28 protein-coding genes and 1 tRNA gene are annotated in these 25,034 nt (G+C 63.2%); 16 read left to right on the forward strand and 13 right to left on the reverse strand.

The features are described from left to right. The first annotated feature begins 33 nt into the window (after nucleotides 1–33). Entirely contained in the window at nucleotides 34–402 is a 369-nt protein-coding gene (locus MEMAR_RS12405; RefSeq protein WP_011843115.1) for a nuclear transport factor 2 family protein, read from the forward strand. Here MEMAR_RS12405 and thiE read toward each other — a convergent pair. Both thiE and thiM read right to left on the reverse strand, forming a co-directional pair. Then, nucleotides 399–1,034 carry a thiamine phosphate synthase gene (gene thiE / locus MEMAR_RS01220; RefSeq protein WP_011843116.1) on the reverse strand — a complete coding sequence of 212 codons (636 nt, stop codon included), beginning with the start codon at nucleotides 1,032–1,034 and terminating at the stop codon, nucleotides 399–401. The two genes, MEMAR_RS12405 and thiE, sit on opposite strands and share 4 nt — an antisense overlap. Continuing rightward, the gene (thiM, locus tag MEMAR_RS01225; RefSeq protein ID WP_011843117.1) at nucleotides 1,034–1,873 is read right to left on the reverse strand and encodes a hydroxyethylthiazole kinase; all 840 of its coding nucleotides are present in this window, start codon (nucleotides 1,871–1,873) and stop codon (nucleotides 1,034–1,036) included. The genes thiE and thiM overlap by 1 nt, the downstream gene beginning before the upstream one ends. A 129-nt stretch (nucleotides 1,874–2,002) precedes the next feature. Between thiM and mch the strand changes: the two genes are divergently transcribed. Continuing rightward, nucleotides 2,003–2,947 (forward strand): methenyltetrahydromethanopterin cyclohydrolase, encoded by a 945-nt coding sequence (gene mch, locus MEMAR_RS01230; RefSeq protein ID WP_011843118.1) that lies wholly within the window; start codon nucleotides 2,003–2,005, stop codon nucleotides 2,945–2,947. Between the two features lie 980 nt (nucleotides 2,948–3,927). Here mch and MEMAR_RS01235 read toward each other — a convergent pair. The 4 genes from MEMAR_RS01235 to MEMAR_RS01250 are packed head-to-tail and all read right to left on the reverse strand — an operon-like array spanning nucleotide 3,928 to nucleotide 6,290. Continuing rightward, nucleotides 3,928–4,200 (reverse strand): 4Fe-4S dicluster domain-containing protein, encoded by a 273-nt coding sequence (locus tag MEMAR_RS01235; protein WP_011843119.1) that lies wholly within the window; start codon nucleotides 4,198–4,200, stop codon nucleotides 3,928–3,930. 6 nt (nucleotides 4,201–4,206) lie between these two features. Then, nucleotides 4,207–4,686: a hypothetical protein gene (locus tag MEMAR_RS01240; protein WP_011843120.1), complete on the reverse strand. Its 480-nt coding sequence runs from the start codon at nucleotides 4,684–4,686 to the stop codon at nucleotides 4,207–4,209. Nucleotides 4,687–4,691: 5 nt separating this feature from the next. Continuing rightward, the gene (locus MEMAR_RS01245) at nucleotides 4,692–5,183 is read right to left on the reverse strand and encodes a pyridoxamine 5'-phosphate oxidase family protein (RefSeq protein WP_011843121.1); all 492 of its coding nucleotides are present in this window, start codon (nucleotides 5,181–5,183) and stop codon (nucleotides 4,692–4,694) included. An 18-nt stretch (nucleotides 5,184–5,201) separates the two neighbouring features. After that, entirely contained in the window at nucleotides 5,202–6,290 is a 1,089-nt protein-coding gene (locus MEMAR_RS01250) for a (Fe-S)-binding protein (RefSeq protein WP_011843122.1), read from the reverse strand. Between the two features lie 322 nt (nucleotides 6,291–6,612). Between MEMAR_RS01250 and MEMAR_RS01255 the strand changes: the two genes are divergently transcribed. Continuing rightward, a complete protein-coding gene (locus tag MEMAR_RS01255; RefSeq protein WP_011843123.1) occupies nucleotides 6,613–7,467 on the forward strand; it encodes an Mrp/NBP35 family ATP-binding protein in 855 nt (284 codons plus the stop codon). A gap of 45 nt (nucleotides 7,468–7,512) precedes the next feature. Next, nucleotides 7,513–7,698 (forward strand): hypothetical protein, encoded by a 186-nt coding sequence (locus MEMAR_RS01260; protein WP_011843124.1) that lies wholly within the window; start codon nucleotides 7,513–7,515, stop codon nucleotides 7,696–7,698. A 42-nt stretch (nucleotides 7,699–7,740) separates the two neighbouring features. On the opposite strand, the gene MEMAR_RS01265 is transcribed toward MEMAR_RS01260, so the two are convergent. Continuing rightward, nucleotides 7,741–9,633, reverse strand: coding sequence for a PAS domain S-box protein (locus MEMAR_RS01265; protein ID WP_011843125.1), 1,893 nt, complete (start codon nucleotides 9,631–9,633; stop codon nucleotides 7,741–7,743). Between the two features lie 213 nt (nucleotides 9,634–9,846). Beyond that, nucleotides 9,847–9,931: transfer RNA gene (locus MEMAR_RS01270), tRNA-Ser, on the reverse strand. Between the two features lie 88 nt (nucleotides 9,932–10,019). On the opposite strand from MEMAR_RS01270, the gene MEMAR_RS01275 reads away from it, so the two are divergent. Further along, nucleotides 10,020–10,187, forward strand: coding sequence for a thiamine S protein (locus MEMAR_RS01275; RefSeq protein WP_245526625.1), 168 nt, complete (start codon nucleotides 10,020–10,022; stop codon nucleotides 10,185–10,187). Nucleotide 10,188: 1 nt separating this feature from the next. Here MEMAR_RS01275 and thsA read toward each other — a convergent pair whose 3' ends face one another. The 5 genes from thsA to MEMAR_RS01300 form a co-directional block, all read right to left on the reverse strand. Continuing rightward, nucleotides 10,189–11,778, reverse strand: a complete 1,590-nt coding sequence (gene thsA, locus MEMAR_RS01280) for a thermosome subunit alpha (protein ID WP_011843126.1) — start codon at nucleotides 11,776–11,778, stop codon at nucleotides 10,189–10,191. A 212-nt stretch (nucleotides 11,779–11,990) separates the two neighbouring features. Then, nucleotides 11,991–12,605, reverse strand: a complete 615-nt coding sequence (locus MEMAR_RS01285) for an orotate phosphoribosyltransferase-like protein (RefSeq protein ID WP_011843127.1) — start codon at nucleotides 12,603–12,605, stop codon at nucleotides 11,991–11,993. A 21-nt stretch (nucleotides 12,606–12,626) separates the two neighbouring features. Beyond that, nucleotides 12,627–13,082: an NOB1 family endonuclease gene (locus MEMAR_RS01290; protein ID WP_011843128.1), complete on the reverse strand. Its 456-nt coding sequence runs from the start codon at nucleotides 13,080–13,082 to the stop codon at nucleotides 12,627–12,629. Next, nucleotides 13,079–14,065 (reverse strand): RNA 3'-terminal phosphate cyclase, encoded by a 987-nt coding sequence (rtcA, locus tag MEMAR_RS01295; RefSeq protein WP_011843129.1) that lies wholly within the window; start codon nucleotides 14,063–14,065, stop codon nucleotides 13,079–13,081. Before rtcA ends, MEMAR_RS01290 begins: the two co-directional genes overlap by 4 nt. Continuing rightward, a complete protein-coding gene (locus MEMAR_RS01300; RefSeq protein ID WP_011843130.1) occupies nucleotides 14,052–14,909 on the reverse strand; it encodes a ribose-phosphate diphosphokinase in 858 nt (285 codons plus the stop codon). The genes rtcA and MEMAR_RS01300 overlap by 14 nt, the downstream gene beginning before the upstream one ends. Before the next feature lie 81 nt (nucleotides 14,910–14,990). Between MEMAR_RS01300 and lonB the strand changes: the two genes are divergently transcribed. From lonB to MEMAR_RS01350, 11 genes are all read left to right on the forward strand, one after another. Beyond that, on the forward strand, nucleotides 14,991–16,928 hold the full coding sequence (gene lonB, locus MEMAR_RS01305; protein ID WP_011843131.1) for an ATP-dependent protease LonB: 1,938 nt from the start codon (nucleotides 14,991–14,993) through the stop codon (nucleotides 16,926–16,928). Between the two features lie 6 nt (nucleotides 16,929–16,934). Beyond that, complete coding sequence (locus tag MEMAR_RS01310; RefSeq protein ID WP_011843132.1) at nucleotides 16,935–18,263, forward strand: TldD/PmbA family protein; 1,329 nt, start codon at nucleotides 16,935–16,937, stop codon at nucleotides 18,261–18,263. Further along, the gene (locus MEMAR_RS01315; RefSeq protein ID WP_011843133.1) at nucleotides 18,260–19,552 is read left to right on the forward strand and encodes a TldD/PmbA family protein; all 1,293 of its coding nucleotides are present in this window, start codon (nucleotides 18,260–18,262) and stop codon (nucleotides 19,550–19,552) included. Before MEMAR_RS01310 ends, MEMAR_RS01315 begins: the two co-directional genes overlap by 4 nt. Then, a complete protein-coding gene (locus MEMAR_RS01320) occupies nucleotides 19,553–19,816 on the forward strand; it encodes a pro-sigmaK processing inhibitor BofA family protein (protein WP_011843134.1) in 264 nt (87 codons plus the stop codon). It abuts the gene before it with no gap. 300 nt (nucleotides 19,817–20,116) lie between these two features. Then, a complete protein-coding gene (locus MEMAR_RS13075; RefSeq protein WP_187147931.1) occupies nucleotides 20,117–20,272 on the forward strand; it encodes a hypothetical protein in 156 nt (51 codons plus the stop codon). 100 nt (nucleotides 20,273–20,372) lie between these two features. Next, complete coding sequence (locus MEMAR_RS01325; RefSeq protein ID WP_245526626.1) at nucleotides 20,373–20,792, forward strand: alpha/beta hydrolase; 420 nt, start codon at nucleotides 20,373–20,375, stop codon at nucleotides 20,790–20,792. A 51-nt stretch (nucleotides 20,793–20,843) separates the two neighbouring features. Then, nucleotides 20,844–21,173: a V-type ATPase subunit subunit G family protein gene (locus MEMAR_RS01330; protein ID WP_011843136.1), complete on the forward strand. Its 330-nt coding sequence runs from the start codon at nucleotides 20,844–20,846 to the stop codon at nucleotides 21,171–21,173. Then, on the forward strand, nucleotides 21,160–23,121 hold the full coding sequence (locus MEMAR_RS01335) for a V-type ATP synthase subunit I (RefSeq protein WP_011843137.1): 1,962 nt from the start codon (nucleotides 21,160–21,162) through the stop codon (nucleotides 23,119–23,121). Before MEMAR_RS01330 ends, MEMAR_RS01335 begins: the two co-directional genes overlap by 14 nt. A gap of 4 nt (nucleotides 23,122–23,125) precedes the next feature. Beyond that, a complete protein-coding gene (locus tag MEMAR_RS01340; RefSeq protein WP_011843138.1) occupies nucleotides 23,126–23,374 on the forward strand; it encodes a H+-transporting two-sector ATPase C subunit in 249 nt (82 codons plus the stop codon). An 11-nt stretch (nucleotides 23,375–23,385) separates the two neighbouring features. Next, entirely contained in the window at nucleotides 23,386–23,964 is a 579-nt protein-coding gene (locus tag MEMAR_RS01345) for a V-type ATP synthase subunit E family protein (RefSeq protein WP_011843139.1), read from the forward strand. Nucleotides 23,965–23,977: 13 nt separating this feature from the next. After that, nucleotides 23,978–25,033: a V-type ATP synthase subunit C gene (locus MEMAR_RS01350; RefSeq protein WP_011843140.1), complete on the forward strand. Its 1,056-nt coding sequence runs from the start codon at nucleotides 23,978–23,980 to the stop codon at nucleotides 25,031–25,033. Nucleotide 25,034 lies beyond the last annotated feature (1 nt).

Raw genomic sequence — 25,034 nt, forward strand, 5'->3', positions numbered from 1 at the left:
ATTATTATCGACCCGTGCGTTCACACGCTCCTTATGGAAGACCTGTTATCTACTCTGCTGGATATCGAAAAGCGGGCCTGGAAGGCTGCCGATGTCCGGGACGTGGAGTTCTACCGGGAGTACCTCGCTCCGGAAGCCCTCGTCGTCACTCTTTGCGCGGTCCTGGACCGGGATGGGATCATCCGGGATCTCATAGAGAACCCCAATGAACTACCGGCGTATGTCATCACGGATCCGAAAGTCGTGCCCCTCGGGGAGAAGGGTGCCGTCCTCGCGTATACCGTCTCCTTCGGCGGGCAGACGATCTTTGTATCGACCGTGTATACACGGAGCGACGGCCGGTGGCGGGCGGCCTTCCACCAGCGGACGCCTGCTTCCCCGGCGACCTGCCCGGCGGATTAACGGCCTTCCGCTTTCGCGGCGGCGATCCGGTCGCGGAGGCTCCGTGCGGCGGCGGTGACGTCGCCCTCTCCCACGACCGCCGAGATCACCGCGACGCCGTCCGCCCCCGCGGCGATGACGTCGGCGACGTTTGCTGCGGTGATCCCCCCGATCGCGACGAGCGGGAGGGATACCGCGGCACGGATCTCTTTGAGTGCGGCAAGCCCGCACCCCGGCCCCGCGTCGTCCTTTGACCCGGTCGCAAACGTCGGGCTGAGCGCCACGTAGTCGGCCCCTTCCGCCGCGGCCCGGACAGCCGCGGCGACCGACCCGACCGATGCCCCGATGAGGAACCCCGGCGGGACGATGCGCCGTGCCTCGCCCACGGGGAGGTCGTTTGCGCCGAGGTGGACCCCGTCGGCACCGGCCGCGATGGCGACGTCCAGGCGGTCGTTCACGATGAAGAGCGCGCCGGCGTCAGTGGTGATCTCACGTATGGCTACGGCCGCGCTGAGGAGGTCGCGGCCCGGGAGCCTCTTGTCACGGAGCTGGATCACGTCCGCGCCGCCGGCGGCGGCGAGGCGGGCGAGATCCGTGTGAGTGCGTCCGCGCCCGATCGTCTCGTCGGTGACTACGTAGAGGTCGTATCCCATCAGCGCTCCTCGATCCGTGCATGCCCGGCAAGGTCATCGGGTGAAAGGCCGGCAAGTTCGTCGAAGAGTGCCGTCCGAAACGTGTAGGGGCCGCGTGCCCCTGCCGCGCCCCACTCCCCGGCCAGGCCGAAGGCCGCGAGCGCCGCGGCCGACGCGACCGCGTAATCTTCCGCGACCGCGACGAACGCCGCGGTGACCGAGGAGGCCATGCACCCCGTCCCCGAGAGCCGGTCCATCGCGGGGTTGCCGTTCCCGACGAGGAAGACCCTGCTACCGTCGGTCACAACGTCGACCGCCCCCGTCATCGATACGACGGTTCCGGTCGAGCGTGCGCACTCCCGCGCCGTCTCGACGGGGTCTCCCGCAACGCCGCCGGAATCCACGCCCCGGACGCTCCCGCCCGTCCCGGCAAGGACGCCGATCTCCCCGGCGTTCCCTTTCAGGACGGCGATATCGAGGGTATCGAGGAGTTTTCGTGCGGTCGCTGTCCTGAACTCCGTCGCCCCGACGCCGACCGGGTCGAGGACGACCGGGATACCGAGTTCGTTTGCCCGGCGGCCGGCAATCAGCATGGCCTCGACCTGCGCAGCCGAGAGCGTCCCGATGTTCAGGACGAGAGCGCCGGCGGCCGCGACCATCCCGGCAACCTCCTCGGGGGCCTCGGCCATCACCGGAGCGGCCCCGGCGCAGATGGTTATGTTCGCGCAGTCGTTGATCGTGACGCCGTTCGTGATGTGATGCACCAGCGGCCGCTGTGACCGCACGGCGGCAAGGAGGCCGGCGGGGATCGCGCCGTCCACGAAGCGTGCCGATGAGCCTTCTCTCGTGTTGTCCGGCATAGGTACTTACCTATTTCTCGGGCAGTTGCATAAAGCCGGCCGTTGCCGGGTGCGCGTCGGACCGGATTGCATGCCCGGAGGGGAACTGCTAAAGCGATCTGCACCCTACCGCTGAGATAGGTGAGGACGATGCTCAGCGTAAACCGCACGGCGATGCCCGCCGTCAGAGAACTGATCGACCGCCGGGACGAACACGGGATCGCGGTCGCGGAGCAGGAGAACGGCGCAACGTGCATCGACTGCGGCGTGCACGTCCCCGGGAGTTACCGGGCGGGCGCCCTCTTCGTGGAGACCTGCCTTGCGGGGCTTGCGACGACGGCGATAACCATGGGCCGGGTGGGGGACGTGCCCGTCCCGTTCCTGCACCTCACCGTGAGCCGCCCCGCTCTCGCGTGCCTCGGTTCGCAGAAGGCGGGATGGGTGCTCAAGGCCGGGGGCTACTCCGCGATGGCTTCCGGTCCGGCGCGGGCGCTCTCCTTAAAGCCGAAAAATACCTACAAAATGCTTGGCTACCGCGACACATCCCGGACCGGCATCCTCGCGCTGGAGGCCGATTCCCTGCCCGACGAGGAGGTCACGGGCTTCATCGCGGAGAAGTGCGGCATCGAACCCGAAAACCTCTACGTCCTCGTCGCCCCGACCCGGAGCCTGGTCGGCTCGGTGCAGATCTCCGGCCGGGTCGTCACGGCGACCCTCCACAAACTCGAGGAGAAGGGATACGACGTCCTCCGGATCAGCCATGCGGCGGGCCGATCGCCGATCGCGCCCATAAAGCGGACCGGCATCGAGGCGATGGGGACGACCAACGACTGCAACATCTACTACGGCTCGGTCTCCCTCGTCGCGGAGGGCTACGACCCGGTCTTTGCGACCCTCCCCTCCCGGACCTCCCCCGACTACGGGAGGCCGTTTGCCCGGGTGCTCAAGGATGCCGGCTACGACTTCCTCAAGGTGGACTCGCTGCTTGCCTTCTCGCCGGCAGAGGTCACGGTGAACGATTCGGAGAGCGGCGAAGTCCATCACTTCGGCAGGCTGAATGCCGACGTGCTGCTTGAGTCGTTCGGGTTTCTGTAGAACCAGGTATGAGTCTGGATTCAAGGGCTCTGTTGAACTCCTCTACTTTCTTCAGGAAGTATTTCAGGGCAACTCCGTTCTACTCACATAACCCCATCAACCGATATTCCCGGGTATCGTCACGCACTGCCCCCGCCCTGGGGGCGGGGTGCGACGGACAGGACGTCCGGAGCTTGAGAAGACCGAAGGTCTTCGAGTGGAGGTTACAGGCGTATAGTTATCTGTAGAAATTGATTCTGGACACTGAAGACACGAGGCAGAGACAGGGGAGGGGGCGAGCCCCCTCCCCGTCAGCCCCACCCCCGTGGCGATATCCCCACGGTCCACAGTATGGGGAGATCCCGAAAAAGAACAGAATCCCAACTCGCTCCCGGGACACGGCTTCCCACCGGCTATCGCCACGCACTGCCCCCGCCCCCAAGGGTGCGGGGGAGGAGGCCGGAGGCCGGATGGGGTGGGGGTCACAGGTATAGCCTTATGGAGTAGAGACAGGGGAGGGGGGGATGCTCCCTCGAAGAACTTCGTTCTTCTCGTGTTCGCTTCGCTCCCCCCTCGAAATTCTTCGAGTTTCTCATGCTCACTCCGTTCGCACCTCGACGCCTCACGGCTTCTCGTGCTCCGCTCCTCCGGAGCATCGCACTCGCACCTCCGGTGCTCAAGCTCGCTTCGCTCGCACTCCCTGTCAGCCCCACAGCGAACCCCTTCAGGTTTCTCGAACTCCTGTCTCGCACCTTCGGTGCTCACGCTCCAGTTCTAGCGAACTGTCGCGTCCTGCGGACAGTCGTTCCCCCAATGGCGATAAGCGACTGGCCGAAGGGCAGGAGCTCGAGCACCATCAGGTGCGCAGCCACCACGGTCCAGCGTACTGGTAGGTGCTGTGGCCCAACACACTCTCATAGGTGTGTGTTTCAGGATGCCCTTGTTTCCATCGACAGCGAGACACCACTCATGGAACGTAAAAAAGGAGCCTGATCCCGGAATTACTCCGGGCTCGTCTTCTCGCGGTAGCGCTCGAGCGCCTTCTCGACGTACGACGTCATCTGCACGGCGCCGACGACGCAGGCATCGGCGCACTTCCCGCAGCCGATGCAGGTCTCCGGATTCGTGATCCAGGCCTTGTCGATCTTCTTTCCGAGATCCACGAGCTCGATCGAGCCGGTCGGACAGGCCTCGACGCAGTCGCCGCACCCCTCGCATGAGAAGGGGATGATCCAGGGGAACTGTTTAGGCATCTTTTTTTCGTCGCTGCTCATCAGACCTCAGTCCCTCTTTCTCGGCACGTCCTTCCAGCGCTGCCGCTCCCAGGCGTCGAGTTCCTCCGGCGTCATGCCGTCGAGCCTCTGCCCGGCCTCGTAGCCGGGCTTCGTGCAGTAGAGTTCGGTCAGGCGGACAAGGAGCACCAATTCCGCGTCGATCCCTTTTTCCTCTTTCGCCTGTGCCGCGACCGTGTCGAAGACCGATCCGGACCGGAGGAGTTCTCCGGTTCCCTTGAACTGGTACGCAGCACGAATACCCCCCTGGCGCGAGACGCCGAACGCCACTCTGGGGTTCTCCGACAGCACGGGCGCGATCACCTTCGCTTCGTCCTGTGCAAGCGCGAACGCCACCTCGCCGTTGGTCGTCGCCTTTGCGTAGCGGCCCAGCACCACGAACGGCACGCCCTCCGGCGTCGCGACGCAGAGGTGGCAGCCCATCGCCTCGATCCAGGCCTTCATCCTGTCTGTAAGGTTTACCGTCATCTCGATCACCCCGTTAGAACCTTCTCTCCCACGTTCCCCGGCTCGATGGAGTAGGCCTCCTCGACATGCACGACCACGACCCCGCGCTGGACGGCTTTCGGGAAGACGATGTCCGGCGGCACCTCATCCGGCGGTTCGGCCTTGTTCCAGTTCCCCCACTCGTTCAGGATATCCGTCGCGTTCGCGCCGTACCAGTCGAAATCGCGCGGGAACCCGTACTCCATGTCCACGGCCTTACCTTTGAAGACCCACCACCGCCCCTCGTCGAGCGGGTGGCAGATCGTGACCGCGACCTCGGGGTTCTCCTTGATGTTCGCCTTCGTCTTCAAGAGGAACATATCGGCGATCAGGATCTTGTCGTCCATGTGCGTGGCGACGAACCGCATCGCGGCGATGTTCGGGTTGCCGTCCCTGCTCGACGTGCAGAGGTAGATCAGGCTCCCTCCCTTGCCGGGAACCCGCAGGGCTTCTTTCATCTCCTTCGTAAACTTCACCATTCTTCTCACCTCGTCTGGCTACTTCACCGGATACCCGAACGCGGCGGTTCCGGCAGGGCCGAGTTCCTCGCCCAGCGCCTGTTTCACGAGTTGGGTGATGTAAATCGGTTCGATCTCCATCTTCCGGCAGGTCGCCCGCATCACGGAGATGCAGGCCGGGCAGATGAAGACGAGTTCTTCGGCGCCGGCTTCGGCGGCATCGCCGATGTTTTTACGCTGGATATCGACCGCTCGCTCGTGCTGGGTGTGGAAGATCCCGCACCCGCAGCAGAGCCGGTCATCTCCCGTATACGTCCGCTTCTCCTCGACGGACTCTACACCGATCATCTCGAAGATATCGGCGAGCCAGTCCGACCAGATCTCGCGGTCCCCGCCTCTCGGGGCGTAGCGCGTCGTGCAGCCGCCCTGCACCGCGACGCTGAGGCCGAGCGGGTTTTTGATCCGGTCGGGGTGGTCGCGCAGCCAGTTCCTGATGTGCTCGAGGATATGGACCGGCCGGAACGGCACCTCGATCCCCTGCTGCGTCGCGAGGGTCGTCGCCACGTTGTAGCAGGCGTCGTGGGTGAAGACGATCTCGTCGACCCCGAACTCTTCGGCCGCTTTCGCGAGATTCTCGATGAACTGCGGGAGGTTCTTCAGCGGCCGGGACGCCCGGCCGAGGTGGGTCTCGGTGAACCCGCATGCGTACGGCCCTCCCCCGATGACGGTTGCGTCCTCAAACACCTGCCCCGTCAGGAACTCCGCCTGGGGCACCACCTCGTAAATCCCGCCGGCCGAGATCAGCGCCCCTCCCGGCTTTCCTCTCCGGATGACTACGGCCGGTTTCGTCAGCCAGTCGCTCGACGGCTTCGCGTCCGCCGGGATGCCGAGAACACCCGTCTCTTCCTGCCGCCGTGCGATGAGGTCCCACGGGTCGGCGCCCAGCGGGCAGAAATCGTTGCACGCTGCGCAGGTGATGCACTCTTTCAGGATCGGGTGGCGTTCTCCCTCTATCAGGGACTTCATCGCTCTCTTTGCGTCGTCCTCGTCGTACGATACGTACGGGCAGCGGACGAGACATTCTCCCCTGCAGCGGGAGAAGTCGCATTTCGATAGATCAAATGCCATCACACATCCCTCGTTCTACCCTGTGTCAATACCCTCTCTTTAACGTGGGGTTCCCGGCAAGACGGGTCTCGAACCGATCTCCGCCCTTTCCCGCCGGAGAACCGTTCAGGGAGCAGATCCGGTGAGCGCCGTGGATCGTCTCGCACCGGGGGGGTCAGGCATGTACGCATCAATATCGTTTTCTGTTAACACTGTTAACTTTGTTATGCGAGCCGTGGTGCACGATCCTGTTCGGGAAGAACACTCGTGCGGGCTCACAATCACTTCGTGACCGGTGAACGGGATCGTCCGTTCTCCGGAGATGGGGTGCCAGGGGTACGTTATGGCAGAAGCAGACAATACAACGAAGGATGCCGGACAGCAGCAGAAAAACCCGCTTGAAAAGGTCGCCGTGAGTGTCAGGCACGTTATCCTGGTGCTGAGCGGAAAGGGAGGCGTCGGGAAGAGCACGGTGGCCGCGAACTTTGCAATGGCGCTCGCGAACCACGGTTACCAGACGGGCCTTCTCGATCTCGATATCCACGGCCCCAACATCCCCAAGATGCTGGGCATCGAGGAGACGAAACTCACGTCGACGAACGGCACGACGATCGAACCGGTATACGTGGTGCCGGCACTCGGCGTCGTCTCGATGGCGTTTCTCCTGCCGGATAAGAGCACTCCTGTCATCTGGCGCGGTCCCATGAAGATGCAGGCCATCAAACAGTTCCTCGCGGATGTTAACTGGGGAGACCTTGACTACCTCGTGGTGGATCTGCCTCCGGGCACGGGAGACGAGGCGTTATCGATCATCCAGCTCGCCCCGAACGTTGCCGGTGCCGTTGTCGTGACGACGCCGCAGGAGGTTGCCGTCCTCGACTCGACGAAGGCCGTAAAATTCATTGAAAAGATGGATATCAAGGTTCTCGGCATCGTCGAGAACATGAGTGGCATGGTTTGCCCGCATTGCGGCAAGGAGATCGACCTCTTCGGACAGGGCGGGGGGAAGAAGGCTGCAAAAGACCTTGGCGTGCCGTACCTCGGCAATATCCCTCTGGATCCCGATGTGCGCAGGGCCGGTGACGAAGGACGCCCCTTCATCGTCCGGCGTCCGGGTATGAGCGCGGATAACCCCACGTGGGAGCATGTGGACAGGGTCATGCAGGCGGTTCTCCGCAGTATCGGAGAGGCGCATTAGGATGCCGGGAATAGATGCTGCAGGGAGACGGAGGCAAGCAGAGGCATGAAAAAGTTCCGTATAGAACTGACCGGGTTCATCGAGATGGACACCGACCAGGAGCGCGACGCACGGATACTGGCCGAGCGGATTCTTGAGGAGATCCGTTCGGTCTTTTCCGGGCACGGCGCGATACAGGACTGCGACGTCGGGATCGGCCTGGTCACGGAGAAACCGCTCACCCGGCGTTAGATATGAGCGATCCGCAGGGGGTGTTCAGCCGGATTACCGTGTTCACCCCCGGTCGTGCCGCCGGAGGAACGCGCGAACTTCCCGCGACTCCACCCATCCCCGGTCCAGCTGCCTGATGTACTCGTTGATCCGCCTGACCTGGTCGTGGATGACCGCCGAGGTCTTCGGATCGTCGGTCAGGTCGGCCATGCCGAGGATCACCTGCAGGGGCTGGCGTATGTGATCGCCGAGGACGGCGAACTGCTCGATGTTCCGTTCGATCTGGTCGAACGCCTGCCGGTTAAGCTGGTCGATCTGTTTTCGTTCGGTGACGTCTCTTCCCACCGCCTGGACGCCGACCACCTTTCCGTTCTCCACGATCGGGGATTCGTTCAGCTCGACGAAGGCCGTCGTCCCGTCTTTGCGGCGGAACTCGACCTCGAGCCCTTCGGTCGGTTCGCCTCTCGCCATCTTCTTCTGCCCCTCCTCCCATGCGGCGAGCGATAAGGGGCTGACATAGTCACGGCACCTGCAGCCGATGAGTTCGGCGGGGGTATAGCCGAGGATGCGGGCCACGGCCGGGGACATATAGGTGATCCCCCGGTCGTGGTAGCAGGTGTAGATCATGTCGAAACTCCGCTGCGCTATCTGGCGGAACTTCTCCTCACTCTTGCTGAGCGCCTCCTCGGCCGCCTTTCGCTTGAATCCCAGTGCCAGAACGTTTGCGGCCGCCTGGACGAAGTTGATGTCGTCCCGGGTGAACCTGCGCAGGGTCCGGGTATGGGCGCCGAGCACCCCGTACGGCGCCTCGTCACCCTGGATAATGACGCTGATGCCGCTCAGGATCCCCTCGTTTCGCAGGAGGGCCGGCCCCTGGAACCGGGTCTCGGCGTCGAAGTCTTCGACGATCACCGGCTCATGGGAGAGAAGGGTGTATCCCGCCTGGGAATCGGTTCCCCCGTTCACTTTCTCGGTACCGACCCGGACTCCGCCGAACCCCACCGCCGCTTCGAGGATGAAGAGATCCTCCTCTGGCAGGTAGCGGAGCACTTTGGCGTAATCGACTCCCAGGCGCTCCGCCACCATCCGGACCACGGCGTTCATAAGTTCGGGGGGCTCCGCCCCTGCAAGAGCAAACTGGCCGAGGTCCGCGATGGCTGCCTGCTGCGCCGCCCGGACGGCGGTGTGCCGCTCGGCCTGTTTTCTTGCGGTGATGTCGAGGTTGATTCCGGCCCAGAGGACGATCTGCCCGTCCCCGTCACGGATAGGCGCTCCCCGGGAGAGGATGGTGCGGCACTCCCCGTCGGGATCCGGAACCCTCAACTCGCGATTCCAACGGCACCCCGTATCGAGGCACCGTCTCCAGTCGGAACGCACTGCTGCGGCATCCTCGAGCGGGATGCACTCCGGCCATCCGGAGCGCCGGCACTCCTCGATCGTCCTTCCCACCAGTTCGAGGAACGAGGCGGAAAGATAGAGCACGTTGCCGTCCGGCCCGCATACCCAGAAGCCGTAGGGCACCAGTTCTCCGACGGCGGTAAAGACCGACTCGGCCCCGACCCGTGCGCTCTCTTCCCAGGCGCGCCGCACTGCTTCGTCGCGTTCGGGGGTCACGTCCCGGAACCGTGCAAGCCTCTCCCCGGCGGAGGGCTCGCCGGAGATCACCCGGCACGAGAAGGAGAAGTGACGCACCTCACCGGTGGAGGTTCGCATCCGGTGAGTCTCGTGCGTCACCTCCTCCCGGTGCCGGAGTGCTTCGATCATCCGGCCGGCAGAGTCCCCCTCCTCGAAGAACGGTGCGAGGTGGCGGGCGATGAGGTCGCCTATCTCCATGCCGCGGGCAGCGTCATCGCCGATCCCGAACGTTTCGCAAAACGATCGGTTCAGCCGCACAACGGTATTATCCCGGTCAAGAATGACGACGGCATCGTCCAGTTCGTCAAAGCAGCGGTACACGGGAGATCTCCATCGGCCGGTGCGGGATGATCCCGGACGGCAGGCGCTACGTACCAACTGTGGTTTACCGTGACCATAAATATCTCTCCCGGAACTGCCCGCATCCGTGCCGATACCGGGATCGCAGAAAAGGTTCCGGTAAACCAGGTCCCGCCCCGCCCGGGCGTACACCCGCTGGGGGGCGTGCCGGGCCCTATATGAGGTACCTGAAAACGCCGAGGGGGAGATTTGAACTCCCGAGGTGCCGAACACCAGTGGCTTTCGAGGCCACCGCCTTCCCGGACTAGACTACCTCGGCACAGAATCAGCCTAGAGTATTTAGGCTCTTCGACTATAATAGTATCGAGATAATGCTCTGTCGATTCACCCTTATTCCGGACGGTCGTGTGCTGGTCTACCGCGGGCAGCCGGGCGACACGTATGAGATCGCCCTCCTCTCCTTCGGTCTCAATCCGGATACGGCGCTGATATTTTGCCGCGGGCGGAGCGTTCCGCAGGACGAAGAAATAGCAGAGGAAGAAGCCGGGATCTTCCTGGCCTCTTCACGCGGGTGACTTATTGTCCGGCCGGCTGTCCGGTCTGGGTGATCATCATATCGTCGACGCGGACGAGGAGCATGGCCGTCTCGGTCGCGCTCTTGATCGCCTGGGTCTTCACCCGCTGGGGTTCGATGACCCCGGCCTCAAACATATCGACGACCTCGCCGGTGTAGACGTTGAGCCCGGCGTGCTTCGCGCCGTCGGCGTGGGCCTTCCGGAGGGCGACGACCTTGTCGATGGTGTCGAATCCGGAGTTCTCCGCGAGCGTCCTCGGGACGACCTCGAAAGCGTTCGCAAACGCTTCGATAGCGAGCTGGACCCGGCCGCCGACTGTTGCGGCGTAGTCGCGAATCTGGAGCTGGAGTTCGGTCTCGACCGATCCGCCGCCGACGACGAACTTGCCGTCCTCGATGGCGTCCTGGATGACCCGGGCCGCGTCGTAGACCGCCCGCTCGAGTTCGTCCAGCAGGAGTTGGGAGGTGCCCCGCAGGAGGATCGTGACGGCCTTTGGGTTTTCGCACCCGGAGATGATCGTCAGGTCGGCGTCGGGGACTTCCTCGGCCGCCTCGGCGTGGCCGAGCGTCTCCTCGGTGAGCTCCTCGGGCTTGTTGACGATGCTGCCGCAGAGCGCTCTCGCGGCGAACTTCATGTCGGCCTCTTTCACGTCTTCTATGGCGTAGATGCCATCCTTTGCCAGGTAATACTGCACCGCGTCAGCGATTCCCTTCTGGCAGAGGACGACGTTCGCGCCGGCGGCAACGATCTGCTCGGCAAGTTTTCGGAGGGACGCGCGCTCCTGCTCGGAGAACGCCTTCATCTGGTCGGAGGAGGTGATCTTGATCTTCGACTTCACCTGGGTCTTCGTGATCTCGAGCGGCTGGGCGAGCAGGGCTACTTTAGCGTCAGTGACCTTATCGGGCATCTGCTCGAAGACGCGCTTCTTGTCGATGACGATGCCCCGGATCAGTTCGGCGTCGTCCATCGAGTCGCCGACCTGCTTCTTGATCTTGATGTCGTCCTCGTCCACGATGTAGGTGCCCCGGTCGGTTTTGCCCGCGACCTGGCGCACCGCGTCCACCACGATGCCGGAGATCTGGTCTTTGATTGCCTCGATGGACTTGCCGGTCATGGCGGTTCCGGCGAGTTTTATGAGGTTTTCCTTGTCCTCGGCACTGACGGCGATGGCCAGTTCCTCGAGGATTGCAAGGGCCTTCTCCATGCCGAGCTGATAGCCGTTCGCGATGATGGTGGGGTGCACGTCCTGTGCGAGCAGCGTCTCCGCCTCTTCCATAAGAGACCCGACGATCACGGTTGCAGTCGTGGTGCCGTCACCGACCTCGTCGTCCTGGGTCTCCGCAACCTCGACGATCAACTTGCCGCCGGGATGCTGCACGGACATCTCGTGCAGGATGGTTGCCCCGTCGTTCGTGATCACCACGTCACCGCTGGAGCTGACCAGCATCTTGTCCATTCCCCTGGGGCCGAGTGTCGTCCGAACGGCGGCCGCAATTGCTTTTGCAGCCATGATATTCGAGTGTTGCGCCTCGAATCCGCGAGTGCGCTCAACGTTATCCCGCAAAATAATGATGGGCTGTCCAGCAAGCATTGTATAATCCTCCTTTGCTCGTTAGGTTTGTTCAGAGGTTCTATATAAATTGGTCGATGGCACCCGTCCTTTCCGGGACGCCCCGGCCCGACGGCGGCGATGTATCTCCTGTCGGCCGCCGTTACGCGCCCGGATCCCCCGGACCGGTTGCGATCCGTTTCGCCGCTCCCGCCGGGGCGGGTTCGGGCGGATCAAAAAAAGTGCCGGGCCGTTCACCCGAGCCTCGATATCACGAAGAGCGAGTGGACCGGGACTCCGTCGATCTCCCTCGCCCCCCGCTTGTCGAAGAGCGACCAGACCGCCACCGGCGTGGCCCCATGCTGCCGGAGAAACGCTATCGTCTCGGAAAGCGTCGTCCCGGTCGTGACGACGTCGTCGACGATGATGCACCGCTGGGCGGCGATCGCGGAGAAGGTGCCCGAGAGCGACCCGGTTGGTGCTTCGCTCCGGCTGTGCTTCGCCGGGAGGTATACCGCGAGTTTCAGCCCCTCCTCCGCGGCGATGAGGGTGGCGAGCGGGGCACCCGACGGCGCGATCCCGACGACCGTGTCGGGAAGATCCTCGATGGCACGTACGTCTCCTCCCTCCTCCAGGTAGAGGAAGCGTTTGAGCATCATCATCGCCATGTCGTTTAAGAGCACGCCGTGGCTCCCTACGGCCGCCCAATCGATGTGGACGTCTTTCGGGGCTTCCATGCCCTTCTGCTGGGTGAGCAGCCAGGTGACCGTCTCCATCGAGAGACCCAGCTCGTCGGAGATCTGGCCGGGGGTGTGCCCTTCTGCCTGGAGCGCCTTTGCCTTCGTGATCAGCTCTTCGAGCGCGGACATGGTGAAAAGATCTCCGGGTGATTATTTAAGCTTTCTTTTGATTGATGCGCCGCAGATCGGGCAGTCTCCCGGCCCCTTCCAGTACCGCCCGCACCCGCTGCACCGGTACCGCCACCGGATCGGCCGGGCCGGCCGTTGCCTGATGCTCCGGGTCTCGATACCGAGGCGATGGGCGACGTTCTGGACGGCGAAGTCGTCGGTGACGAGGACGGCCGAGAGTTCCAGCGCGAGCGCGAGGATGTCCCGGTCGGTTCCGGAGAGCACCCCGCTATCTCCCGTCCGGAGTGCGGCCGCATCCACCCGTGCCAGATCTTCCTCGCGCGGTTCCCGGACCCGGAGCCCCGCGGCCGTGAGAACCTCGAACCGGCATTTCGCGTGGGTGTCGGTGAGCTCCGCGACGACCGACGGTGTGGTCGAGGCCGGGCCATCGAAGGGGATCTCCGTAAAAAAGACCGAAGCGTCGAGGACAAGCGTCATGCCGAGAACCTCACGATATCGTTCTTCTGGCAGACTATGGGGTACCCGAACTCCGCGAGGAGAGAGCCTGCGGTCTTTGCATGCATCGTGAGGGTATGGGTGCTGTACTCTCCGCCGTGGCAGGCGAGGTGAACGAGAAGCTGGTCGGCGAGGTGGATGTCGACCGTGCCGGGGCTGCGGTATTCGTCGGCGAGGGCCCGTGCGGCTGCTTGACCCACCTTTTCGGCGGGAAGCCCCCGCTTCCCGAGAGCGACGGCACCCTTCGCCCCGCTCCAGACCGTGACCGAACTCCCGACACTCGTCCCGCCCTCGCGGGGATCGAGTGCCGCGGTGCAGGGAAGACCGAGTTCCCGATCCAGGAGACTCTGAGCGGCCGCCGCCTGGCGCTCCGCGACGTGCGCGGGAAGGCCCGCCGAGCAGGACACGATTCCGCAGCCGCCCTCCTCTCCTTCCGGGATCGCGATCGGGTCCGGGCGGGACGGTTCCACCCGGACGTGCACCCGCCCCCCTCCGCGGGGATAATACCCTCTCTCGCGCACCGTGATCTCGATCGAGGCCCCGGCGCGGCGGAGCACCGGCGCGAAGACACGATCCAGGTAATCGATGGTCGGGCTCCACGGCACCTCCGTCCCGCCCGAAACGGTGATGCTCCCGCCGGCTTGAAGGGCGACCGGGAGCCACGCCTGGACGATGAGGGGTATGCTCCCGGCGGTGCCGGGGTCGATCGCGAGGTCCTTCCGCCGGATCCGGCCGGGAGCAAACGAGATCTCCCGGCTCCCCGGCGTTAGGCCCGTGCATTCTGCATCGCAGGCTCCGGCGACCGCCCGGACGGCGGCGATGTGCTGGGGGGCAAGCCCGGGGTTCGGCCGGTTCTCCCGGATCCTGGTCACGGTGACCGGAGTGGCGGAGATAGCTGATAAGGCGACCGCCAGGCGGAGGATCTGCCCGCCTCCTTCGAGATGTGATCCGTCAACGGTGAGCATCTTCCCTGATCGCGGTGACGATAGCACTTGCCGCAGATATGAAACTTGAGGCGTTCTCGTAGGTGTCGCTGGAGACGACCGAAGAGACTCCCGCCGCCCGCAGACGGGTGTAGGCGCCGCTCGTGAGCACCCCGTGGACACAGGCCGCGTGGATGGATGCGGCCCCCTGTTCCCGGAGCATGCAGGCGGCGGTCGCGAGGGTTCCGCCGGTGGATATGATGTCGTCCACGATCACGACGTCCCGGCCGGCCGCATCGATGGTCTTCGGGGCGATCCTGACCTCCTCGCCCGAGAGCCGGGTCTTTTCGAGGTGGTCGCAGTCCCATCCGCCGACCGCCGCGACGTCCGAAGCGAAGCCGATCGCGCCCTCGTCCGGTGCGAGAACCAGGGGGTTTTTCAGGCGCAGGTCGCCGACGTACCCCCCGACGGCCGGGGCGATGGTGACGTTCTTCGCCGGGACGCCGAAGTGACCCAGCACGCCCGGGTCGTGGATGTTGACGACGTAGACCCGCTCGATGCCGGCCGAGAGGGCCCGTGCGACCGCCCGGGCGCTGATCGGCTCGCCGGGGGAGAAGCGTTTGTCCTGCCGGGAGTAGCCGAGATACGGAACCACCAGCGTGTTCTTCGATTGATCGGCGGCATCGATCGCGAGAAGGGTCTGCATGAACATATCGTTGTCCACGATGCTGCTGACGATCAGGGTCTCGTCGTCCAGTTCTCTGCACTTAAGATACAGTTCCCCGTCGGGAAATCGGGTGAATTTCGTCTCGACCAGTGGGGCCCCAAGTTTTTCGGCAACGCGGGCTGCAAGAACCTGGGACCGTTCCGTGCTGATTATTCTCATGAAACACCTTTGCTAGAAAGTATTTGAACGAGGATGAATAAATTATATAAGTACCAGTGCAGCAAAGAGGTAAACTCGACGATGGATTCGACGCCAACAACAGAAATTCCCAACATCGAGCTCACGACCGACGATCTGGAGGAGACGGATGTCTTTTCCGGTCTTGAGCTAAGCGCATCGTCGGATATCGACGTACCCCCGAATCTCATCGACCAGGTCATCGGCCAGGAGCACGGTGTCGAGGTGATCCGGAAGGCCGCGGTCCAGCGCAGGCACGTGATGATGATCGGCACCCCCGGAACCGGCAAATCGATGCTGGCGAAGGCGATGGCCGAGCTCCTCCCCAAAGAGGAACTGCAGGACATTATGGTCTACCCGAATCCCGAGGACAACAATAATCCCATCATCAGGACCGTCCCTGCCGGCCGCGGCAAGCAGATCGTCAACGCCCACAAGGTGGAGGCGAGGAAGAAGATCCAGATGCGGAGCACCCTTGTCATGCTCCTCATCATCGGTATCATCGGCTACGCGATCATCACCTACCAGTGGCTGATGGGCATCATCGCCGCCGCGTTCGTCTTCATAGCGTTGAAGTATTCGATGCCCCGCGAGGAGGCGATGGTCCCGAAGCTCCTGATATCCCACGACTCGAACACCATGGCGCCCTTTATCGACGCCACCGGTTCGCACGCGGGCGCCCTGCTCGGCGACGTCCGGCACGACCCCTTCCAGAGCGGCGGGCTCGAGACGCCTTCCCACGACCGTGTCGAGGGTGGGGCCATCCACCGGGCGCACGGGGGGGTGCTCTTCATCGACGAGATCAACACCCTCACCCCCCACTCCCAGCAGAACCTGCTGACCGCGCTCCAGGAGGGCACCTTCCCGATCACCGGCCAGAGCGAGCGTTCGAGCGGCGCGATGGTCAGGACGGAGCCGGTTCCCTGCCGGTTCGTGATGATCGCGGCAGGCAACATCGACGCCATCCAGGGGATGCACCCGGCGCTCCGGTCGCGTATCCGGGGCTACGGCTACGAGGTCTACATGCGCGAGACGATGGAGGACACCCAGGAGAACCGGAAGAAGTTCCTCCGGTTCATCGCGCAGGAGGTCAAGAACGACGGGAAGATCCCCCACTTCGACCGGGCCGCCATGCTCGAGGTGCTCCGCGAGGCCCGGCGCCGCTCGAACCGGAAGGGCCACCTGACCCTGAAACTCCGTGACATGGGCGGGCTCATCCGGGTGGCGGGCGATCTCGCCCGGCAGGAAGGTGCGGAGTTCACCTCGGCAAAGCACGTCCTCGCCGCGAAATCGGCCTCCCGCTCGATTGAAGACCAGATCTCCGACGAGTATATCAGGCGGAGCCGCGACTACGACATCACCGTCGTCGAGGGCACCCGGGTGGGCCGGGTGAACGGGCTTGCGGTGATGGGGAGCGACTCCGGTTCGGTGCTTCCCGTCATGGCCGAGGTGACCCCGAGCCAGGGGGCGAACGGTACGGTCATCGCGACCGGCATGCTGAAAGATATCGCCAAGGAATCGATCACGAACGTCAGCGCCCTCATCAAGAAGTTCACGGGCAAGGACATCCGGAACATGGACATTCACGTCCAGTTCATCGGCACCTACGGCGGTGTCGAGGGTGACTCCGCCTCCGTGACCGTGGCGACGGCGGTGATCAGCGCCATCGAGAACATCCCGGTGCGTCAGGACGTCGCGATGACCGGTTCGCTCTCCGTCCGGGGCGACGTTCTCCCCATCGGCGGCGTCACCTACAAGATCGAGGCGGCGGCAAAAGCCGGGATCAAGAAGGTGATCATCCCGCGGTCGAACCTCGACGACGTCCTCATCGAGGATCGTTACCGCGCGATGATCGAGGTGGTGCCGGTCGACCACATCGAAGAGGTTCTCCAGAACGCGCTCGTCCCCGAGAACCGGGACGGGTTTATTTCGAAGCTCCGGAAACTGGCGGTCAACCCGACCGCTCTCTTCGACCCGAACGTCGGGCGTTCCGTAGTCTGATGACCTATGGCTGAAGTGCGCTATTACGATATCCGGTGCGTACGCGGCGAGATCACCCTGGTCGATATCGACAACGGGGTAATCGAGTCCGCGGGCACCTCATTTTTCGATAAAGCCGTGATCCGGGTGCTGGGATCGAAAGGCTGGGGCATCCTCACCCGCGATCACGTCGATATCGATTCGAAACGCGAGGTCGAGAGTCTCGTCGAGGCGGCATCGCGCCTTGCGGCCGTCACGGAGGATCATCTCGACCTTGCCGACGCGCCGCGCGGCGTGCTCCCGGTTCCGCCCCTCGGGGAAGATCCCCGGGACGTCGATCTCGAAGAGAAGACCCGGCTGCTTGCCGGGATCGAAGGTGCGGCACGGGTTGCCGGGGTGGGAAACACCCGCGCGCGCTACACCGAGGGGATCGACGCGGTCCGGTTCCTGGATTCGAGCGGGAACGAGTACTCCTACGAGGCCGTCCGGTCCGGGTTCTCGGTCGTCGCCATCGCGTCCAGGAACGGCGTGATGCAGATGGGGAGCGAACGCGACCACATCACCACCGGGTTCAACCTCCGGAACAAGCAGGATCTCGGCCGGAAGGCGGGCGAGGTCGCGGTCTCCCTGCTCGACGCGAAACTCCCGAAAGGCGGGACAAAACGGGCGGTGCTCGACCCGGAGCTTGCGGGCGTCTTCACCCACGAGGCGGTCGGCCACGCGAGCGAGGGCGACCTCGTCCGCGAAGGTGCATCGGTCCTTGGCGGGAAGATCGGCGAACGCATCGGCTGTCCGGGGCTCGTGATCGTCGACGATCCCTCCCTCCCCGAGTTCGGGTTCATGCCCGTCGACGCCGAGGGGGTGGCGGTAGAGCGCACGGAGATCATCCGCGACGGCATCCTTTCCTCATATCTCCACAACCGCGAGACCCTCGTGGCGGTCGGGAACGGTATCCCCGGCCACGCCCGGGCGGAGCACGGGGCACCGCCGATCGTCCGGATGAGCAACACCTTCATCGAAAACGGCGACGCGGCCTACGACGAGATCCTCGAGGAGTGCAGGGATGGTATCCTTCTCATCGGGTCGCGTGGGGGCCAGGTCGACCCCGGCCGCGGCGTCTTCCAGTTCAACGCGGAGTATGGCTACCTCATCGAGGGTGGCGAGAAGGCCGGTATGGTCCGGGACGTCTCGCTTTCGGGCGAGATCCTCTCGACGCTCCATAGCATAGCCCTGATCGGAAACGACCGGAAGATGAGCCCGGGGTACTGCGGGAAAGGCGGGCAGAGCGTCCCGGTCAGCGACGGCGCGCCCCATCTCCTGCTCGAGAATGCAACCATCGGGGGGCGCGGCGAATGAACGGCGAAGACCTGATCGAGAGGGTTCTCCGGGAGGGAGAACGCCGGGCGGACGAGGTCGAAGTCTTCTACGCCCGGGGGCTGAGCGTCGGCACCGAGATCAAGAAGGGGATCCTCGGGAACGCCGAGGAGTCGGAATCCTGGAACATGGCCGTCCGGACGGTCAGGGACGGGCGGATAGGATTCTCGGCCACGAGCGATCCCGACCGGTGGAAGGAATGCCTGGACGCGGCGCTCGCGAGCGGTCGTCTCGCCACCCCGCAACAGTGGGGCGGGTTCCCGAAACCGGCCGATCTCGCAGGCACCCCCTCCACGGCCGACGGGGATCTCGTCGTCGCGGTGGAGGATGCGGCGAGGATGGTCGGCGACCTCCTTGCCGGCGCGGCGGAGCACCCGGTGGAGGTTGTGGGCGGGGGCGCGGATCTTGCCCGGTCGTATCTTGCGGTCGCGAACTCGAGCGGCGTCTTCTACTGCATGGACCGGACGGTGGCGGCGGTCTCCCTCGAGGCAATCCGGGAGCAGTCCACGGGTTATGAGTTCGACGCCTCCCCGTACCTCGCCGATATCGATGCCCGGTCGGTCGGGGAGCGGGCCGCCTCGCTTGCTGCGCGCTCTCTATCAGGGCGCAATATCGAGACCGGCCGCTACGACGTCGTTCTCTCCCCGGTTGCGGCGGCAAGCCTCCTCGGCCAGGTTCTTCTCCCGGCCATATCCGGGCGGAACGTGAAAGCCGGCCGATCGTTCCTTGCGGACAAAGTCGGCGAACAGGTCTTTGACGAGCGGCTCTCCGTCTACGACGACCCGTTTGCTCCCGGTCTCGGGAGCACGGCCTTCGATGCGGAGGGGACTCCGACCCGCCGTCTGGTCTTCGTGGAGCAGGGGGTGCTTGGTCGGTTCGCCTACGATCTCAAGACCGGCTACCGCTACGGCGAGGGGAGCACGGGGAGCGCCGTCCGTTCCGGCGCCGAGCCGCCCGGCATCGGGTTCCACAACCTCTTTATCGACGGCCCGCGGGTGAAGGATCCCGGCGACGAGCGCGCGGTCTGGATCCACGACGTCGTGGGCGCCCATACCGCGAACCCGTTCTCCGGCGATTTCTCGGTGGAGATCTCGAACCCCTTCTGGATCGAAGGCGGAGACCTCGTTGAACCCATCCGGACGGCGATGCTCTCCGGGAATGTCTTTGAGATGCTCGCGGGCATCGGGGGGCTCGGAAATGACGCAAGGCGCGTCGGACGTCTGACGATTCCATCAATACGGTTAAATAACCAGCAGATCATTGGTAAATAGATGATGGAAGAGATCCTTGCCATCCTTCTCGCGGTCGCGATAGCCGCGGCGCTCTACTACCTCATGAAGAAGGCCATGACGCTCGTCATCAACGCCATCGCCGGGCTCATCACGCTCGGGCTCCTGAATTACTTCGATGTCCTCAGCTGGTTCGGCGCTCCCGACATCCAGATCAACCTGGTGACGGTCCTCATCTGCGCCCTCGCAGGGCTGCCGGGCGCCCTGGTTCTTGTCCTGCTCCACCTTGTGGGGATTGCGATCTGAGAAGGTTTTCGACCGCTTCATGCTTTTTGATGGCCTCCGCCAACTCACGCGAAGGCGCGAAGTCCAGGCAGGTGTTGATAGTCCTTTTTCGCGTTCTTCGCGTGAGACCCCCCGCCTGAAGGGTGCGACGGGCAAGGCGTTCGTTCTCAAGCGATGGCGGATGATGCAGAAGAAGGCAAACCCATAGGGGACGGCGGTGCATGAAGATGAACGGGCCCCGGGCCGCAGAACCGGTTTTTCCAAGGCTGCCGCGATAGGGTTTTATCCTCTGCCTTCCTCCCTCTCTTCTGGTGATGCCAGATGTGTACAGTCGGTGGACCCGTCGATATCGAGTTCGATGACGATCGGGTGAAGGGCAAGAATTACCGCTGCAAAGAGTGCGGCGAGCGGTTCAAGGGCGTTGGAAAGCGGCCGATGTGCCCGAGCTGCCAGTCGGAAGATGTCGAAGAGATCTGAAGGCGGCGCTTCCGGGCCCCCCCCCGCCGGGGCGGGCGCGACAACCGTGCCCCTCGGCGGCGAACCTCTCCTCATCCAGGGAGAACGCTCTTTTCTACTTGTGGCGAAAGCCGGCTCCCGGTTTACGCTCTGCATCGAGACCCCGGACGACGAGTACTGCCAGGGGGTCGACCCCGACGATCTGGTCGCCGTCTCCATGCCCGAAGGCGGTCCCATCGAGCAGGCACGCATGATGCTCGAACTTGTCCGGCGCTACCACATACCGCTTGTCGTCCTCCCTAAAAATCATCCGGGCTCAAAGCGGCTCTCGATGGTCGTCTCGGTCGCCCCGGCGATCCTTTTAGCCTGCGATATCCGGCGCGGAACCCACCCCGAGCAACACCTGCTCTGCTCGTCCGCGGAGTTTTCCGGGCTCTCGCTTGTCGGGATTCCCGGGGGCGTCACGATTGAAAACCTGCCCCCCGGGGTGGAAATGGTGCATCTGAATGCGGAAAAATCCTCAGCGGACAAACAACAATAAATATATGCCCAATTTCATCAAATATTCATACGCCGTGAGAAGGAGGGTTTGATGAAGACCGATGTCCTGAAAAGCATCAGGGAAACTGAAGAAGAGTATCAGGCGATGATCCGTGATGCGCAGGCGGAGAGGAAGAAGAGCCTCTCGGATGCCGAACTGGAGGCTGAGAACCTGGTCATCAAGGCACAGAAGGATGCCGAGGATTACAGGAATCAGCGTCTGGCGGAGGCACGAGCCCAGGCGCAGCACAGACACGCGGAGATTGTCAGGGAGGGTGAAGCGCGCGCAGAGGCGCTGATAGCATCCGGGAACAAGAACCTTGCAGAAGCTGTAGATTTTATTGTCACGCGGTTTAAGGAGCAGCTGCATGTTAAGGCCTGAACGGATGCGCCGGTTGCTTATCGCAGCCCCGAAAGGTGAGATCGACGCCATCATCAGAGAACTCTACCGGCACAATGTCTATCACATCGAAGACTTCGTGCCCGAGAGTTCGCCTGAAGCGCTGTCGATCGGCCACCCGCTTCCGGAGGCGAGCGACGCTGCTTCGGCGCTCATCAAGGTCAGGGCAATCGAGAATGCGTGCGGGATAGATCCCGAGAACGTAGAAGTCAAAACGAAGCTCCCCGCATCGAAGGTCAGGGAGATGATCCGGACGGATCTGCCCGTTATCCAGAAGGAAGCGGAAGATCTTGTCGGTTCACGCTCGAGGCTGGAGGCGCGGCAGAAGGAGCACGAGCAGCGCGCGAGGGAACTTGAACCGTTTACTGCGGTTCCCCTTGATCTGGAGTTCTACCGCGGGTATACGCGGTTTACCGTCTTTACCGGGCACATAACCCACGACGTCGGGATCGACGTCCCGAACGAGAAGTACTTCTCCGACAAAGTGGCCGGCAACATGATCGTCGTCGTGGTGCAGAACGAGCACCGCGAAGAGGTCGAGCGGACTCTCCTCGATGCCGGGTTCCAGGCGATCCCCGTCCCGGAGGAGACCGGGGCGCCGACCGACCGCCTGACGGCCCACCTGGAAGAGGCCCGGCGGATCGAGGACGAGATCGCCGGGGTCAACGCGAAGATCGCGGGAATCCGGGAGAGGCACACCGACTTCCTGGTAGCATGCGATGAACTACTCACGGCTGACGTAGAGCGGGCGGAAGCCCCGTTGCGGTTTGCTACCACGGAGGAGACCTTCATCACCGAAGGCTGGGTGCCCGAGGACCGGGCGGATAACATTCTGGACGCGCTGGATAAAGCGACCAACGGGAGGATCTACATCGAGGAACTGGAGATCGAAGAAGACACCAGTGTCCCTGTGGAGTACGAAAACCCGTCGTTCGCTTCGCCGACACAGATGCTCATGGACATCTACGCGCGGCCCCGCTACTCCGAGATCGACCCGACGCTGATGGTAGCCATCGTGTTTCCCATCTTCTTCGGTATGATCCTCGGTGACGTGGGTTACGGAGCCGTCCTGCTCGCTCTGAGTCTTGGCTTACGCAAGTTCCTGAAGGGCGAAGGCGGAAGAAACCTGCTCAAGGTGCTCAGTTACGCAAGCATCTCGAGTATCGTCTTCGGCGTGCTCTACAGTGAATTTCTGGGATTCTCGCTCCCGTGGGAGCCGCTGGTCTTCTCCCGACACCTCAATATCGGAGGGCATGCGGGAGGACACGGCCCGCAGGTAGTCGAACTGATGGTCATTGCGATCTGGATCGGTATCCTGCACATCACGCTCGGGCGCGTTCTTGGCATACTCAATGCGCGGAGACTTTACCACGGCAGGCACGCGGCAAAGGCGGTTATCTCACACGCCGGCTGGCTCGGGGTCATGTGGGGCATACTCCTCATCATATGGTCGTTCTTCCCCATCCCGATGATGCCCGACCTGACAGGTCTTCCCATCGTTGCTATGGGGTTCGGCGTTGCCGCCGTGATCGGTGTCGTCCTGCTGGTGGCGGGAGTCATCGGTATCGCGCAGGAGAACGCGCTCGAGATCGTCGAACTTCCGACGATCGTCAGCCACGTATTGTCGTACGCCCGTCTTGTGGCGGTGGGCTTGTCCTCGGTCGCAATCGCGATGGTGGTCAACTACATCTCGATCGGGATGATGATAGAGCCCCAACTCGAAGCAATCACACCGGTCGGTGTGATCCTCATCATCGTCGGCATTCTCGTCTTCCTGATGGGGCACGTGCTGAACACGGCACTTGGCCTCCTCGGCGGCGGTCTGCATTCGATTCGTCTTCATTATGTTGAGTTCTTCACCAAGTTCTACAAAGGTGGAGGCAAGAAGTACAACCCGTTTGGTATGATATCAAAGTTTACGGAGGAATAAGAAAATGGTAGATGTTGGCACAACTCTTGAAATAGCACAGGCATCGCAGGCAGGAATGAGCGCAGTCGGCGCAGGTCTCGCAGTAGGTCTCACCGGCGTCGGCACCGGTCTCGCAGAGATGGGCATCGGTGCGGCGGCCGTCGGAGCAACCGCAGAAAACAGGGATATGTTTGGTCTCGCACTGCTCTTCACGGTGATTCCGGAAACCATCGTCATCTTTGGTCTTGTGGTTGCACTGCTGCTTCTGTTCTGATGGAGTGAACCATGGGACTCGAAGCAGTTGTCAACGAGATCCGGGAGAAAGGGCGAAAGGAGGTCGAGACGATCCGGGCAGAGACCCGGACCGACGTCGAGGAGATCCTGGTGGACGCACAGACTCGCGCCGCCGGGATCAAGGCGTCGGCGCAGGAGGAAGCGGATCGGGCAGTCACCCACATCATCAACCAGGAAGCCTCGGCGGCGAACCTCGTCGTCAAGCGGCAGGTCCTGAACGCCCAGAAGACGCTCCTCGATCAGGTCTATTCGGCCTCGCTTGCCGCTGTCGGTGATCTGCCCGCCGAGTTCCAGGAGAAGGCGCTCACAGCCCTGCTGAAGAGAGCGGTAAAGGAGATCAAGAAAGGCGTCGTCCATGCAAACGAGCGGGATTCCCCGGTTGTCGAAGAGATCCTCTCCCAGTTGAAGATGTTCTCGGGCTACACCATGGGTGCCCCGGTCGACATTCCCGGCGGCATCATCGTCGAGAGCAACGACGGCGAACTGCAGATCGACTACAGTTACCGCACGTTCCTGGACGAGATCTGGGAATCCGGTTTGAAGGATGCGTCGGATATTCTGTTTACATGAGGAGGGTTCATAAATGGCAGGAGTAAGTAGCGGATCGGCCCAGTACATTTACGCCTGCACCCGCATGCGGGTGCGTAAATCGCTGCTGATACCACGCGAGGATTATCTCCGCATGCTGAATATGAGCCTGCCTGAGATCACCCGGTTCATCGGCGAGACCATCTACCGGTCGGAGATCGATGAACTCGGCACCTCCTTCTCCGGAATCAACCTCGTGGAGGTGGCCCTGAGCTGGAACCTCGCCAAGGAGTACCAGAGCATCCTGGAACTGGTTCCGGGAGACCTGAAGCACTTTACCGCCAGTTACCTGCGCCGCTGGGATATCCAGAACGTCGTCACCGTCCTGCGCGGGAAGATGCAGAAGATGCAGCCGGGTAAGATCAAAGAGGTCCTGGTTCCGGCCGGCAGACTCGATCGGGTCGCTCTCGACCGCCTTGTCGCGGAAGAGTCGCCGGAGCGGGTCGCCGAGTCGCTCAAGGGCGAGCGGTTCTACCCCGTCATCGAGAGGGAACTCCCTCGCGCGACGGAGACCGGATCGTTTGCTCACCTGGAGAACGAGCTCTATAAGGGCTACTACGCGCGGCTGATCGCGGACGCGAAAGGAGGCGTCAAGGGCGGGGATATCTTCCTCAAGTATATCCGGCTCGAGATCGATATCCGGAACATCCAGAACCTCTTCCGGCTGCGGGCCGGACATGTCCGCGAGGATGTCAGGGAACTGATGATCCCCGGCGGTTCGTTCACGGTGGACGAGTTGCAGCGGCTCTCGGGACTCGAGAGCCAGGACGAGTTCATCGACGCCTTAAAAAGACAGGTGAAGATGATCCCGCTCTTAAACGCGCTAGAGGAGATCCGGGGCAAGACCGCGCTCCACGAGATCGAGGTTGCGCTGACCCGGGTCCAGCTGGACCAGATGGAGCGGATGTCGAAGCGGTACGCGTTTTCGATCCTCCCAATCCTCGTCTACCTGGAGAAGAAGAAGTACGAGGTCGCGAATCTTCGCGCCCTTGCCCGGGGCAAGGAAGCCGGCCTCCCCGGTGAGCGATTACAGGGCTACCTGGTGATGTAGA

Source organism: Methanoculleus marisnigri JR1 (assembly GCF_000015825.1).
GTDB lineage: Archaea > Halobacteriota > Methanomicrobia > Methanomicrobiales > Methanoculleaceae > Methanoculleus > Methanoculleus marisnigri.

Excerpts from the sequence above, each read along its gene's own strand:
- MEMAR_RS12405 (WP_011843115.1), top strand. The coding sequence starts at position 34 with ATGGAAGACCTGTTATCTACTCTGCTGGATATCGAAAAGCGGGCCTGG.
- thiE (WP_011843116.1), bottom strand. The coding sequence starts at position 1,034 with ATGGGATACGACCTCTACGTAGTCACCGACGAGACGATCGGGCGCGGA.
- thiM (WP_011843117.1), bottom strand. The coding sequence starts at position 1,873 with ATGCCGGACAACACGAGAGAAGGCTCATCGGCACGCTTCGTGGACGGC.
- mch (WP_011843118.1), top strand. The coding sequence starts at position 2,003 with ATGCTCAGCGTAAACCGCACGGCGATGCCCGCCGTCAGAGAACTGATC.
- MEMAR_RS01235 (WP_011843119.1), bottom strand. The coding sequence starts at position 4,200 with ATGAGCAGCGACGAAAAAAAGATGCCTAAACAGTTCCCCTGGATCATC.
- MEMAR_RS01240 (WP_011843120.1), bottom strand. The coding sequence starts at position 4,686 with ATGACGGTAAACCTTACAGACAGGATGAAGGCCTGGATCGAGGCGATG.
- MEMAR_RS01245 (WP_011843121.1), bottom strand. The coding sequence starts at position 5,183 with ATGGTGAAGTTTACGAAGGAGATGAAAGAAGCCCTGCGGGTTCCCGGC.
- MEMAR_RS01250 (WP_011843122.1), bottom strand. The coding sequence starts at position 6,290 with ATGGCATTTGATCTATCGAAATGCGACTTCTCCCGCTGCAGGGGAGAA.
- MEMAR_RS01255 (WP_011843123.1), top strand. The coding sequence starts at position 6,613 with ATGGCAGAAGCAGACAATACAACGAAGGATGCCGGACAGCAGCAGAAA.
- MEMAR_RS01260 (WP_011843124.1), top strand. The coding sequence starts at position 7,513 with ATGAAAAAGTTCCGTATAGAACTGACCGGGTTCATCGAGATGGACACC.
- thsA (WP_011843126.1), bottom strand. The coding sequence starts at position 11,778 with ATGCTTGCTGGACAGCCCATCATTATTTTGCGGGATAACGTTGAGCGC.
- MEMAR_RS01285 (WP_011843127.1), bottom strand. The coding sequence starts at position 12,605 with ATGTCCGCGCTCGAAGAGCTGATCACGAAGGCAAAGGCGCTCCAGGCA.
- MEMAR_RS01290 (WP_011843128.1), bottom strand. The coding sequence starts at position 13,082 with ATGACGCTTGTCCTCGACGCTTCGGTCTTTTTTACGGAGATCCCCTTC.
- rtcA (WP_011843129.1), bottom strand. The coding sequence starts at position 14,065 with ATGCTCACCGTTGACGGATCACATCTCGAAGGAGGCGGGCAGATCCTC.
- MEMAR_RS01300 (WP_011843130.1), bottom strand. The coding sequence starts at position 14,909 with ATGAGAATAATCAGCACGGAACGGTCCCAGGTTCTTGCAGCCCGCGTT.
- lonB (WP_011843131.1), top strand. The coding sequence starts at position 14,991 with ATGGATTCGACGCCAACAACAGAAATTCCCAACATCGAGCTCACGACC.
- MEMAR_RS01310 (WP_011843132.1), top strand. The coding sequence starts at position 16,935 with ATGGCTGAAGTGCGCTATTACGATATCCGGTGCGTACGCGGCGAGATC.
- MEMAR_RS01315 (WP_011843133.1), top strand. The coding sequence starts at position 18,260 with ATGAACGGCGAAGACCTGATCGAGAGGGTTCTCCGGGAGGGAGAACGC.
- MEMAR_RS01320 (WP_011843134.1), top strand. The coding sequence starts at position 19,553 with ATGATGGAAGAGATCCTTGCCATCCTTCTCGCGGTCGCGATAGCCGCG.
- MEMAR_RS13075 (WP_187147931.1), top strand. The coding sequence starts at position 20,117 with ATGTGTACAGTCGGTGGACCCGTCGATATCGAGTTCGATGACGATCGG.
- MEMAR_RS01330 (WP_011843136.1), top strand. The coding sequence starts at position 20,844 with ATGAAGACCGATGTCCTGAAAAGCATCAGGGAAACTGAAGAAGAGTAT.
- MEMAR_RS01335 (WP_011843137.1), top strand. The coding sequence starts at position 21,160 with ATGTTAAGGCCTGAACGGATGCGCCGGTTGCTTATCGCAGCCCCGAAA.
- MEMAR_RS01340 (WP_011843138.1), top strand. The coding sequence starts at position 23,126 with ATGGTAGATGTTGGCACAACTCTTGAAATAGCACAGGCATCGCAGGCA.
- MEMAR_RS01345 (WP_011843139.1), top strand. The coding sequence starts at position 23,386 with ATGGGACTCGAAGCAGTTGTCAACGAGATCCGGGAGAAAGGGCGAAAG.
- MEMAR_RS01350 (WP_011843140.1), top strand. The coding sequence starts at position 23,978 with ATGGCAGGAGTAAGTAGCGGATCGGCCCAGTACATTTACGCCTGCACC.